Source organism: Micromonospora haikouensis (genome assembly GCF_000876225.1).
Taxonomy (GTDB): Bacteria; Actinomycetota; Actinomycetes; order Mycobacteriales; family Micromonosporaceae; genus Micromonospora; species Micromonospora haikouensis.
On the sequence record NZ_JXSX01000002.1, the window covers coordinates 1,072,629 to 1,084,896 of the forward strand.

A 12,268-nucleotide genomic window follows, 5' to 3' on the forward strand; every position below is an offset into this window, starting at 1 on the left:
GCTCGTGGCGACCGGTTCCGATCCGAGTCTTCCATGCGAGGGCACCTCGCGGTGGTCGAGCTCACGCTCTCATTCCGCTACCGGTCGATGCGCCGTGGGGTGAGGATCGAGGGACGAGGCGCCGGCTTTCGGCCCTCCCGTCGCGAAGGGAACCTCACGTGACCGACCGTGTCGCCGTCGACATGTGGTTCGACCCCATCTGCCCCTGGGCGTGGGTGACCTCCCGCTGGCTGCTGGAGGTGGAACAGGTCCGCGACGTGGACGTCCGCTTCCACGTGATGAGCCTGTCGGTGCTCAACGAGGGCCGGGACGTGCCCGAGCAGTACCAGCAGCTCCTGCAGGCCGGCTGGGGCCCGGTGCGGGTGTGCGTCGCCGTGCAGCGGCAGCACGGCCCCGACGCCGTCCGCGCGCTCTACACCGCCCTGGGCACCCGCATCCACCTCGGCAAGGAGGAGCTGGGCCGGGACCTGTACGTGGCCGCGCTCGCCGACGCCGGGCTGGGCCCGGAGCTGGCCGACGCCGCCGACTCCACCGACTACGACGAGGCGCTGCGGGCCAGCCACGAGGCGGGCATGCGGCCGGTCGGCCAGGACGTGGGCACCCCGGTGATCCACGCGCCGGGCCCGGACGGCTCGCCGGTGGCGTTCTTCGGCCCGGTGGTCACCCCGCGCCCGAAGGGGGAGGCCGCCGGCCGGCTCTGGGACGGCGTCCTGCTGGTCGCCGGCACGCCCGGCTTCTACGAGCTGAAGCGCTCCCGCGAGGTCGGCCCGAGCTTCGAGTAAGGAAGGGCCCCTTCTTAACGCCTGCGGTAGAGAAGGGTCCCCCTCTCACCCCCGCCCGGGGCGCGCGCCGGCCGGCGCGCGCCCCGGGCGGGGCCCCGCTCAGTTGGTGGACTCGGGTGGGGTGCGGCCGGCGGCGTAACCCCGCGGCGGTAGCGTCAGCGGTCATGACGGTCGTGCATCCGATCGCCCGGGCCTGGATCACCACTGGCGGCACCGGCGCGCAGAACTACGACGAGTTCGCCGACGACGCGGAGATCACCGCGATCATCGAGGCGAACCCGCACAGTGCCCTCGGCATCGAGATGCCCCACCGGGCGCCGGAGAGCCTGGGGAAGTCGTTCCTCGACGCGCTGCCCGACGCGGTGACCCGGCTCGCCGAGGCGAAGGCCGACGGCAGCTACACCCCGGCCGAGCAGGTCGTGGTCCTCTACCGGATCAGCGCGCCGGGGGAGGAGACCGCGTACGGGATGTTCGCCATGGTCGACACCGACCAGATCTCCACCAGCGCCGACGAGCCGGGCCTGGTCATCCGCAACGAGGACGTCTTCATCGCCAAGGTCCGGGAGCGGGTCGCGCTCGCCGAGGCGCTCGGGCACCTGCTCTCGCCCGTACTCCTGCTCCAGACCGGCCGGGGCGACGAGCTGCACGCCGCGCTCGCGGCGGCGACCGAGACGGCCGGCGCGCCCGCCGCGACCGACACCGATCAGGCCGGGCGCACGCACGCCGTGTGGCTGCTCGGCCCCGGCCCGGAGCAGGACGCGCTGACCGCGCTGGCCGGCGGCGGCGAGCTGGTGGTCGCCGACGGCAACCACCGCAGCCTCGCCGCCCAGACCGGCGGCCTGCCCCGCTTCCTGGCCGTGGTGACCACCCCCGCGTCGGTCGCCATCCAGCCCTACAACCGGCTGGTCAGCGAGCTGACCGTCACCCCGGCAGAGCTGCTCGACCGGCTCCGCGCCGCCGGGGCCGAGGTCGAGCCGATCGACGGCCCGGTCGAGGTCCCGACGGCCGGCGGCACCGTCGCGCTTCGGCTCCCCGACCAGGGGTACGCGGTGCGCCTGCCGCACGTCGACGGCGGCCGGCTGGAGAACCTCGACCACGCCCTGGTCGAGCGGGTGCTGCTGCGCGACGCGCTCGGCCTCGACCCCGGCGACAAGCGGATCACGTACGTCGGCGGCGACTACCCGGCGAGCTGGCTGACCGGCGAGGTCGAGGCGGGCCGGGCCGAGCTGGCCGTGCTGATCGCCCCGGTGACCGTCGACGACTTCGTCGCGGTGAACCTGGCCCGGGAGAAGATGCCGCGCAAGAGCACCTGGTTCACCCCGAAGGCCCGCGGCGGCCTCGTGGTGGCCGAGCTGCCCCGCTGAGTAACACCCTGAACTGCGCTTCTGTGTCGAAACCGGCTCCGCGCCGCCGCCCGCGTGTCGGCGCGTGAGCCGGCCTGACAGACTGCGCGGTATGCGCGTCTATCTGGGATCCGACCACGCCGGTTTCGAGCTGAAGGTGCACCTGGCCAGCCACCTCGCCAAGCAGGGGTACGAGGTGGTCGACGTCGGGCCGCACGTCTTCGACCCGGACGACGACTACCCGGCGTTCTGCCTGCACACGGGCACCCGGGTGGTCGCCGACCCGGGCAGCCTCGGCGTCGTCATCGGTGGTTCGGGCAACGGCGAGCAGATCGCCGCGAACAAGGTCGCGGGCGTCCGGGCGGCGCTGGCCTGGAACATCGACACGGCCCAGCTCGGCCGGGAGCACAACGACGCGAACATCGTGGCCGTCGGCGCCCGCCAGCACACCCTGGACGAGGCGACCGCCATCGTCGAGGCGTTCCTCACCACGTCGTTCTCCGGCAACCCCCGGCACGCCCGGCGGATCGAGCAGGTCGCCGCGTACGAGCAGACCCGCGAGCTGCCCGAGCTGCCCTGACCCGGCGCGAGGACCTGCCCCGCCCCGCGCCGCTCAGCGGCCGGAGCGGGGCAGGTCCTCGCGGGGCACCCAGTTGCGCCGGACGACGACCACCCGCTGCTCCGCCTCGGCCAGGTCCGCCTCGGTCGGCCGGGCGGCGTCCCGGGCCCGCATCGCCGCCCGGGGCCCCACCTGCGAGGAGCCGGGGCCGACCAGGCCGCGCAGGCCCCGTTCGCCGCCGTCCCGGTCGTCGCCGCCGGGGGCGGGCCGGCGGCGGGGCGGCTCGGCCGCCACGTCCTGCGTGCCGGCCGTGGCGGCGGCCGGGGTTTCGCCGTCGGTGTGGTGCCTCGACCGGCGTCGCCGTCGTTCCGCGTCACCCATCCGTCGACCGTACCGCCCGGGACCGCCCCCGCGCCCCGCCCGGGCCGGTCGACCGGTGCGCCGCCCCGGCCGGGCCAACCGGACCGGCCCGAGGCAACCAGGGTGTCAGAAGACGCCCATCCCCGCCGGGGCCCGGTGCCAGGAGAAGGCCGGGTCGGCGGCGGCGAGCGCACCGGGGCGCAGCTCGGCGACCCGCCCGGCGTCGGCGAGCGTGGTGATCCCCACCCCGCCCAGGTACAGCTCGCCGAGCGCCCGCACGTCGCAGGCCAGGTCGGCCGGGGCGTCGGTGGGCACGCAGCGGGCGCCGTCCGGGCCGCCGGTCAGCCGCCAGCGCCCCGTGTTCTCCGGCAGCAGCTCGTCGGTCACCTCGACCACCACGTCGACGGCGGCGGCGTACCGGCGGGCGGCGAGGGCGGCGGGCACGTCCACCACCCGCACCCACAGCGCGTCGGACACCCGGGGCTCCAGCCGCCGCGGCTCGTTGACCAGGCGCAGCAGCGGATCGTCCACCGGCCCCCGGTAGGACAGCCGGCGGGTCAGGTCGAGCGAGAGCAGCAGCCGCCACAGCGCCAGGCGGGCCGTCGCGTTCTCGGCCACCACCTCGTCGACGATGGTCACCCCGCACGCGCCGGCGGCGTCCTGGCTGAGCCGGGAGCGCCACAGCGCGTACCCGTCGACCTCGCCGTCCGGGGCCTCGTGCAGCAGCACCCGCCGCTCCGTCGCGCCGTCGCGCTGGTCGGCCGGGTCGCCGAGCACGTACCGCCACCACCGGTCGTCCCGGTCGGACCAGCCGGGGCGGTCGGCGCGCTGCCGGTCGTACACCCGGGCCAGCTCGGCCTGCCGCGCGGCCGGGCGGTCCAGGCGCAGCCTGCCCTCGGCGGCGGTCGGGGCGGGCAGCCGCAGCTCGGTGGTGGTGCACTCGACGGCGAGCTGCTGGGCGGCGAGGCCGTAGCCGAAGCGGGGGTAGATCCGGCCCTCGCTGGCCCACAGCACGGCCACCGGCTCCCGGCCGGCGTCGCGGACCTCGCGCAGCTGCCGGCGCATGAGCCGGGTGAGCAGGCCGCGGCGGCGGTGGGTGGGCAGCACCGCGACCATGGTCACGTGGGCGGCGGGGACGACCGCCCCCGGCACGGTCAGTTCCCGGGTGTACGCCCCGGCGGACGCGACGAGGTCCGCGCCGTCGAAGACCAGCAGGCTGCGCTGCGGCTCCCAGATGCTTCGCTCGGCCTCGCGCGTCTCGGCGGGGAGGGTGGTGTGGAACGCGATCTCGAACAGGCGGGCCAACTCGTCGAAGCCGCCGGCCCGGCCGACGGTGATCGGCAGCGCAGTATCGGTCATCGCCCGTGTCTATCCCACGGCGCACGCGCGGGCGAGCGGATTTGCCGGCTGGTTACCCTCGGAGATGGCGGGCCGGCGACGCCGGCATCGGTCAGGGGGAGGACACGAGATGGCAGACCAGACACAGCCGTGGGCGGAGCGCACGGTCGAGGTGCCGCCGCAGCCGGGTGTCGGGGTGCCGCCGCAGCCCGACGCCTTCCGCCGGGGCGTGGCGTCCGTCGGCCAGCGGCGCCCGCCGCGCACCGAGCAGTTCCCCACCGTCGAGCACGGCGGCCACGCCGGGCACGCCGGGCACGACGGGCAGTGGTCCAACGTCTCGGCGCCCCGCCGGCCGCTGAGCTGGCACCTCAACCAGCTCCGGGTCGGCGGCGAGTGGAGCGCCGCCGGTGCCCTCTTCGCCTTCGTCTGCTGGGGCATCTGGGCCATCTCCGGGCGGGGCAACCTGGGGGCTCCGGTGCTCACCTTCCTGCTGAGCCTGCTGGTCGCCGCCGGCCTGTTCGGGCTGTCCCGGCTGCTCGGCCGGGTCGTCCTGGAGCGGCAGCTCGGGCGGGTCCGGCGCAGCGCGCGCGGCGCCCACCTGGTGACTGCCGTCTTCCTGGTCGGCCTGGGGGTCGCCTACCTCCAGCAGACCGAGTGGGTGGTCTCCGCCTGGAACTGGGTCACCGGCAACTGAGTCCCCGGTGCGCCCGGGCGGTCGGCCGTGGGCCGGGCCGCCCGGGCGTCGCCGTCGCGGCCCGCGCGACGCGGGCCGTTCCTCACCAGGCCGACGCCGCATACCCACCCGGCGGGCCTTCATCCGCCCCGGCGGGACCGGCCGACCGTCCGGCCCGGGTTCGGCGAGCGGCCGCAGCGCCGTTCGGCGACCCGGGGGGTACGTCCGGCGCACCGGAGCCGACCGGCCGTCGTCCCCACCCGCCGCCCCCGGCGATCATGGCCGGATGGGCGCGTATCGAGCAGCGTACGAGCGGAGCATCGCCGACCCGACGGGATTCTGGCGGGACGCGGCGGCGGAGATCGACTGGCACCGGCCCCCGCAGCGGATCCTCGACGACACCCGGGCCCCGCTGTACCGCTGGTTCCCCGACGGGGAGCTGAACACCTGCCACAACGCCCTGGACCGGCACGTGGCGGCGGGACGCGGCGACCAGCCGGCGCTGATCCACGACAGCCCGGTCACCGGCGTCACCCGCACCTACACGTACGCCGAGCTGCGCGACGCGACCACGCGGTTCGCCGGGGCCCTGCGCCGGCTCGGGGTCGGCCGGGGCGACCGGGTGCTGCTCTACCTGGCGATGGTCCCGGAGGCGGTGGTCGCGATGCTGGCCTGCGCCCGGATCGGCGCGGTGCACTCCGTGGTGTTCGGCGGCTTCGCCGCGCACGAGCTGGCCGTCCGCATCGACGACGCCCGGCCGAAGGTGGTCGTGGCCACCTCGTGCGGCATCGAGGTGGACCGGATCGTGCCCTACCACCCGATCCTCGACGCGGCCCTCGCCGAGGCCGAGCACGCCCCGCAGCGGTGCGTGATCGTGCAGCGCCCCCAGCATCCCGCGCCGCTGACCCCCGGCCGCGACGTCAGCTGGGAAGACGCCCTCGACGGGGCCGAGCCCGCCGACTGCGTCCCGGTCGCCGCCACCGACCCGCTCTACGTGCTGTACACCTCCGGCACCACCGGCCGACCCAAGGGCGTCGTGCGCGACAACGGCGGGCACGCGGTAGCGCTGCGCTGGTCGATGGCGAACGTCTTCGACATCGGGCCGGGCGACGTCTTCTGGGCCGCCTCCGACGTCGGCTGGGTGGTCGGCCACTCCTACATCGTGTACGGCCCGCTGCTCACCGGCGCGACCACGGTGCTCTACGAGGGCAAGCCCGTCGGCACGCCGGACGCGGGGGCGTTCTGGCGGGTCGTCTCGCAGCACCGGGTGGCCGCCCTGTTCACCGCTCCCACCGCGATCCGGGCGATCCGCCGCCAGGACCCGGACGGCACCCGCATCCGCCGGTACGACCTGACCAGCCTGCGGACGCTGTTCCTGGCCGGGGAGCGGCTCGACCCGGACACCTTCGCCTGGGCCGGGGCGCGGCTGGGCGTGCCGGTGGTGGACAACTGGTGGCAGACCGAGACGGGCTGGCCGGTGGCGGCGAACCCGCGCGGCCTCGAACCGCTGCCGATCAAGGCCGGCTCGCCCTCGGTGCCGGTCCCCGGCTATGACGTGCGGGTGGTCGACTCGCGGGGTGAACAGGTGCCGGCGGGCGTCGATGGCTCGATCGTGATCAGGCTGCCGCTGCCGCCGGGCTGCCTGCCGACCCTCTGGGGCGACGACGAGCGGTACGTGCGGTCGTACCTGAGCACCTTCGACGGCTACTACCTGACCGGCGACGGCGGCCGGTTCGACGCCGACGGCTACCTGTACGTGATGGGCCGCACCGACGACGTGATCAACGTGGCCGGGCACCGGCTCTCCACCGGGGCGATGGAGGAGGTGCTGGCCGGGCACCCGGCGGTGGCCGAGTGCGCGGTGATCGGCGTCGCCGACGCGCTGAAGGGCCAGGTGCCCAGCGGGTACGTGGTGCTCAAGGCCGGCGTCGAGGTGGAACCGGACGCCCTCGCCGCCGAGCTGGTGGCCCTGGTGCGGGAGCGGATCGGCCCGGTCGCCGCGTTCCGCCGGGTGACCGTCGTGCCGGCGCTGCCGAAGACCCGCTCCGGCAAGATCCTGCGCCGCACCATGCGTGGGCTGGTGGAGGGGCGCGACGAGCCGGTGCCGGCCACCATCGACGACCCGGCCACGCTCACCGTCTTCCGGGACCTGGCCAAGACCGACTGACGGCCGACCCGCCCGACGGCCGCCCGACGGCCGACCGACGGCCGCCCGGCTCCGCCCGCTCCGCACCGGCGGGCGGGGCCGGGCGGCGATCCACCGTTGCCGTCGTCAGGGCGTCGGAGCGAAGCGATACAGCACGAAGTCCGTCGCCGCGCCGCACAGCAGCACGCTCGTGTTCCACGAGCAGGACTCGCTGCGCACGTCCTCGGCCAGGCCCAGCTCGACCGGGCCGGCGCCGCCGACGGCCAGCCCGGCGACGCTGCGGTTGCCCTCGCTGCCGCTCAGCGGATCGGCGAAGACCAGCACGTTGCCCGCGTCCAGCCGCACGGCCACCCCGCTCCGGTCGCGCAGCACCGCGCGGCCCGCCGGGTCGAACAGCGTGGACGTCGCCTCCGGGAACTGCCGCCGCACGATCAGGTGCGCGCCCACCGGCACCAGTTCCCGGGCCCCCGGCGTCGCCCAGCGCCTCGCCTTCTCGCCCTCCGCGACGGCCACCACCTCGGCGCGGTCCGCGTCGCCGGCCGGGGCCTCCAACAGGCACGCCCGGTGCTTGCCGCAGGCCACCAGCGCCGCGACCCGACGCCCGTCGTCGGCGGCGCTGTGCAGCACCGTCGGCTCGGCCACCCGGGTGAGGTCGTACCCGAGCAGCCGGTACCCGCCGACCCCGGCGTCGTCGACCACGTACAGCCGGTCGTCCCGCGCGACCATCGGGTCGTCGAGGTCGGCGACGGCGGGCCAGCTGCGCAGCACCGTGCCCTCGACCAGGTCGATCAGCCGGGCCGAGCGGTCCGCGCCGATCTGCACGAGCCGGTCGGCCTTGCCCCGCCACGGGTCGCGGGGTGTCCCGTCGGCGTACGCCGGCCCGCCGGCCGCCTCGGCGGTCTCGACCGGCAGCACGGCGCTGTGGGCATTGCCCGACGAGTCGCGCGGGTTGTCCTGGGCCCAGACCTGGTTCCCGTCGCGCATCCGCAGTCCGACGAGTCGGTTCCCGGTGGTGTCGACCAGCACCGCCACGTCCCGCCCGAAGATCACCCGGTCGTCGTCGCCCATGCTCCGGCTCCACCGCTGCTCGCCGGAGGCGGCGTCGCGCACCACCAGCTCGCGGGGCGCGTCGACGCCGATCGGGTCGGAGAAGGCCGCCACCGCCCCGGGCACGGCGACGAGCGCGTCCCACTGCTGCGCCGTCTGCGTGGTCTGCTTCCGCCACCGGGTGCGGCCGGTCCCCGCGTCGACCGCCACGATCTCCAGCCGGTCGTCCGGCAGCGGGTACGCCGCGTAGCCGACGTCGTCGAGCAGGGCGGTGAGGGTCTCGACCGGCCGGTCCTCGCCGGCCCGGACGCGCTTGACCTCGGCCAGGTTCTGGAACTCCAGCCCCGGGTAGCGGTCCCGGGTGAACCACAGCGCGGCCCCGACGCCCACCCCGGCGAGGGCGAGCACCGCCGCCACCGTGATCCACAGCGCGCGCCGGCGGCGGACGGCCGGCGGCGACCCGGGCGTGGCGGGTGGTCCAGGCATGGGGGGTGACACGGGCGTGGGCCCGCCCCACGCGGTGGCCGGCGTCCCGGCGGGGGCGGGCACGGTCGACGGCAGCCCCGGACCACCGCCGGGCGGGGCGGGCGGCGACGTGGGGGCCGGGCGGGGGGTCGGCAGGTCCGTCAGCGCCCCCTCGGCCACCGGCAGCTCCGGCTGCTCCAGCACGGTCGGCGCGACGCCCAGCTCGGCGTGCAGCATGCGGGCCACCAGCGGCATCCGGGTCGGGCCGCCCACCAGGAACAGGCCGGCGAGCCGGTCGGGGGTGAGGCCGGCGGCGGCGATCACCCGCCGTGTCTCGGCGACGGCCCGGGCCAGCAGCGGGGCGGCCACGCCTTCGACGTCCTCGCGGGTCAGCTCGACGACCGCCGGCAGGCCCGGCACGACCACCGGCGCGACCGTCGCCCGGGACAGCATCTCCCGCGCCTCGCGGACGCCCTCCCACAGCTGGTGCCGGTCGCGCCACCGCGGCGCGTCGGCCGGCCGGGTGAGCCGCTGCCACACCTGCGGGTCGGTGGCGGACACCCGCTCGCCCAGCCGGGCCACCAGGGCCGCGTCCAGGTCCAGCCCGCCCAGGTCGGGCACGCCCCCGGTGGCGGTCACGGTGAAGCCCGAGTCGCCCCACGGGTCGGCCCCCTCGTTGCGCAGCACCGCCACGTCGAGGGTGCCGCCGCCCAGGTCGAACACGGCGATCGAGCCGCCGACGGGCACCGGCCGGCGCAGCACCTGGGCGTAGTAGCGGGCGGCGGCGACGGGCTCGCGCAGCAGCCGGGTGCCGGGCGGGGTGGGGCCGGACAGGGTGTGCTCGGCGGCCTGCGGCCAGCCCGCCCGCAGCAGCGCGTCGGCGAGGACCTGCCGGCGGGCCTCGTCCCAGGACGCCGGGCAGGTGAGCACCGCCGGAGGCAGGAAGCCGACCGCGGCGACGGCCGCCTGCCCCACCGCGTGCAGGATCGCGGCGAGCAGGTCGGCGGGGGCGTACTCGCGGTCGCCCAGCGCGACGGTCGGGGCGTCGATGCGGCGCTTCGGGTTCGGCTCGTAGCGCCCCGGGTCGGCCTGCGCCAGCCGCCGGGCGTCCCGGCCGACGTGCAGCCGGCCGTCGGTGTCGGCGTACACGCCGGAGGGGACGACCGGCTGCCCGTCGACCAGCAGCGGCCGGGTCCGCCCGTCCGGCCAGCGCAGCACGGCCACGGTGTTGGACGTGCCGAGGTCGACGCCGAGGGCGAACCCGTCGTGCTGGCCTGCCATCTGCCGTTACCTCCGCCGGGACGAGCCGATGTCCGGCCCCGCATCGTACGCAGGCCGGACACCGGTCCCGTGGCCGCCGCTGTGCCGGCTCAGCCGGCGACGGTGGCGTGCATCTCCCAGACCAGGATCTCGGCCGGCTCGGTGGCCGTGACCCGCTGCCCGCCGGTGGCGGTGAAGCGGACCGCGTCGGCGGTGCCGAGCGCGCCCGAGCCTTCGAGGGTCACCGCGCCCCGGGGCACGAACAGGTGCAGGTACGGCGCCTCGGGCAGCTGCACGCTCTGGCCGGGCTGGAGCCGGGCCGCGTAGAGGGCGGCGTACCGGTTCCTGATCCGGATGGCCGCGGCATCGGCGTGCCGGTCCATCCCCGACGCGACCGGGACGAGCCCGCCGGTGAGCAGCTCGTCGCCGATCTCCAGCTGCTCGTAGCCGGGGGTGACGCCGGGCTCGTCGGGCACCACCCACATCTGCACGAAGTGCACCGGCTCGGTGTGCCGCTCGCCGCCGAGCCGCCACGAGTCGTTCTTCTCCGAGTGCAGGATGCCGGTGCCGGCGCTCATCCGCTGGGCCAGCCCCGGATAGATCACGCCGGAGTGGCCGGTGGAGTCCTGGTGCACCAGCGAGCCCGCGAGGACCCAGGTGACGATCTCCATGTCCCGGTGCGGGTGCGTCTCGAAGCCGGTGCCCGCCCGGACGACGTCGTCGTTGTTCACCAGCAGCAGCCCGTGGTGGGTGTTGTCGGGGGACCAGTGGTTGCCGAACGAGAACGAGTGCTTGGAGTCGAGCCAGGCGATGTCGGTCTTGTACCGGTCGTCGGCCCGGCGGATGTCCACCCGGGGGGTCAGCGTGGCGCTCATGGGATGTCCTCTCAAGGCCGCTGGTGGGAGGGGGAGCGGGGTCAGGCGTTCTTGATCGCGGAGACCTCGAACTCCAGGGTGATCTTCTCGCTGACGAGGACACCGCCGGTCTCCAGCGCCGCGTTCCAGGTCACCCCGTAGTCCTTGCGGTTGATCGTCACCGCGCCCTCGAAGCCGAGGCGCAGGTTGCCGAACGGGTCGCTGGCCGCGCCCTCGTAGGTGAAGGGGATCGTGACGGGGTTGGTGACGCCCTTGACGGTCAGGTCGCCGGTCAGGTCGAAGGTGTCCTCGCCGGTCTGCCGGAACGCCGTGGAGACGAAGGTGATCTCCGGGTGGGTCTCCATGTCCAGGAAGTCGTTGCTGCGCAGGTGCGCGTCGCGCTGGGCGTTGCGGGTGTCGATGCTCGTGGCCTGGATGGTCACCCGCACGTCGGTGCGGGCGGGGTCGGCCGCGTCGAAGGCGACGGAGCCCTCGAACTCGTTGAACGCGCCGCGCACCTTGGTCACCATCGCGTGCCGGGCGACGAAGCCGATGCGGGTGTGGCTCGGGTCGATGGTGTAGGTGCCGGTCAGCTGGGCCAGGTCGGCGCCGGTTGCGGTGCTCATCTCGATCTCCTCCGGGGTCTCATGATGTGTCATGTACGTTGGCCTCAACCTACATGACGCATCATTCATTCCGTCCATGACGTGTCATGCATCACTGGTACGCTGGGGTCATGACCGGCACCCGATGGCTCGACGACGACCAGCAGCGCGCCTGGCGGGCGTACCTGCGCATGCAGGCCGAGCTGTCCGCGCGGCTGGGCCGGCAGTTGCAGGCCGACTCCGGGCTCTCCTTCGCCGACTACGGCGTGCTGGTCCAGCTCGCCGAGGCCCCCGACGGGCGGCTGCGCCCGTTCGCGCTGCAACGCGACCTCCAGTGGGAGCAGAGCCGCCTGTCGCACCACCTGGGCCGCATGCAGCGCCGGGGCCTGGTCGACCGCGAGGAGTGCCCCCAGGACGCCCGGGGCGCGTTCGTGGTGCTCACCGCCGCCGGCCGCGCGGCCATCGAAGCCGCCGCGCCCGCGCACGTCGACACCGTCCGGCGGCTCGTCTTCGACCAGCTCGACCCCGACGAGGTACGCGCCCTGGAGCGCATCGCCACCCGCGTCGTCGATGGCCTGGACGCCGAACGTCGGCCGGCCTGACCGCGCGTCGGCGGCTGTCCTGACGGCTGCCTGCGCCCGACCGGAACGGCTAATTGCATCGACGTTTATCGAATGGAAGGCTGTCGTTGGGTCGCGCGCCCGGGAGCCGGCGCGAAGCCCCGAACCAGCCTGGGAAGGCGCGCGGGGTGGCAGGGCCATCCGGCGCCGGGCCGCCCTCCCGGCGACCGCCGCCGACCGGTGCCCGCCAGACGGTCGGCGCGTCCCCGCGATCCG

General features: G+C 75.6%; 11 protein-coding genes. 6 read left to right on the top strand and 5 right to left on the bottom strand.

Annotated features, from left to right (window positions below):
- Positions 1 to 182 precede the first annotated feature (182 nt).
- From TK50_RS21480 to TK50_RS21490, 3 genes are all read left to right on the top strand, one after another.
- Positions 183 to 782, top strand: coding sequence for a mycothiol-dependent nitroreductase Rv2466c family protein (locus TK50_RS21480; protein ID WP_043966657.1), 600 nt, complete (start codon positions 183 to 185; stop codon positions 780 to 782).
- A gap of 164 nt (positions 783 to 946) precedes the next feature.
- Positions 947 to 2,146, top strand: coding sequence for a DUF1015 family protein (locus TK50_RS21485; RefSeq protein ID WP_043966305.1), 1,200 nt, complete (start codon positions 947 to 949; stop codon positions 2,144 to 2,146).
- Positions 2,147 to 2,237: 91 nt separating this feature from the next.
- A complete protein-coding gene (locus tag TK50_RS21490) occupies positions 2,238 to 2,705 on the top strand; it encodes a ribose-5-phosphate isomerase (protein ID WP_043966306.1) in 468 nt (155 codons plus the stop codon).
- A 33-nt stretch (positions 2,706 to 2,738) separates the two neighbouring features.
- Here the strand turns inward: TK50_RS21490 and TK50_RS21495 are convergent, their stop codons facing one another.
- Positions 2,739 to 3,065, bottom strand: a complete 327-nt coding sequence (locus TK50_RS21495) for a hypothetical protein (protein ID WP_043966308.1) — start codon at positions 3,063 to 3,065, stop codon at positions 2,739 to 2,741.
- A 105-nt stretch (positions 3,066 to 3,170) separates the two neighbouring features.
- Positions 3,171 to 4,403, bottom strand: a complete 1,233-nt coding sequence (locus TK50_RS21500) for a GNAT family N-acetyltransferase (protein ID WP_043966309.1) — start codon at positions 4,401 to 4,403, stop codon at positions 3,171 to 3,173.
- Positions 4,404 to 4,512: 109 nt separating this feature from the next.
- Here TK50_RS21500 and TK50_RS21505 point away from each other — a divergent pair, with 109 nt between their 5' ends.
- Both TK50_RS21505 and TK50_RS21510 read left to right on the top strand, forming a co-directional pair.
- A complete protein-coding gene (locus TK50_RS21505; protein ID WP_043966311.1) occupies positions 4,513 to 5,076 on the top strand; it encodes a hypothetical protein in 564 nt (187 codons plus the stop codon).
- 265 nt (positions 5,077 to 5,341) lie between these two features.
- The gene (locus tag TK50_RS21510) at positions 5,342 to 7,222 is read left to right on the top strand and encodes a propionyl-CoA synthetase (RefSeq protein ID WP_043966313.1); all 1,881 of its coding nucleotides are present in this window, start codon (positions 5,342 to 5,344) and stop codon (positions 7,220 to 7,222) included.
- 105 nt (positions 7,223 to 7,327) lie between these two features.
- Here the strand turns inward: TK50_RS21510 and TK50_RS21515 are convergent, their stop codons facing one another.
- From TK50_RS21515 to TK50_RS21525, 3 genes are all read right to left on the bottom strand, one after another.
- Positions 7,328 to 9,994 carry an Hsp70 family protein gene (locus TK50_RS21515; RefSeq protein ID WP_043966314.1) on the bottom strand — a complete coding sequence of 889 codons (2,667 nt, stop codon included), beginning with the start codon at positions 9,992 to 9,994 and terminating at the stop codon, positions 7,328 to 7,330.
- Positions 9,995 to 10,083: 89 nt separating this feature from the next.
- Positions 10,084 to 10,848 (bottom strand): pirin family protein, encoded by a 765-nt coding sequence (locus tag TK50_RS21520; protein ID WP_043966315.1) that lies wholly within the window; start codon positions 10,846 to 10,848, stop codon positions 10,084 to 10,086.
- A gap of 41 nt (positions 10,849 to 10,889) precedes the next feature.
- The gene (locus tag TK50_RS21525; RefSeq protein WP_043966316.1) at positions 10,890 to 11,453 is read right to left on the bottom strand and encodes a YceI family protein; all 564 of its coding nucleotides are present in this window, start codon (positions 11,451 to 11,453) and stop codon (positions 10,890 to 10,892) included.
- A 110-nt stretch (positions 11,454 to 11,563) separates the two neighbouring features.
- On the opposite strand from TK50_RS21525, the gene TK50_RS21530 reads away from it, so the two are divergent.
- A complete protein-coding gene (locus TK50_RS21530) occupies positions 11,564 to 12,034 on the top strand; it encodes a MarR family winged helix-turn-helix transcriptional regulator (protein ID WP_043966317.1) in 471 nt (156 codons plus the stop codon).
- The last annotated feature ends 234 nt before the right edge of the window (positions 12,035 to 12,268 follow it).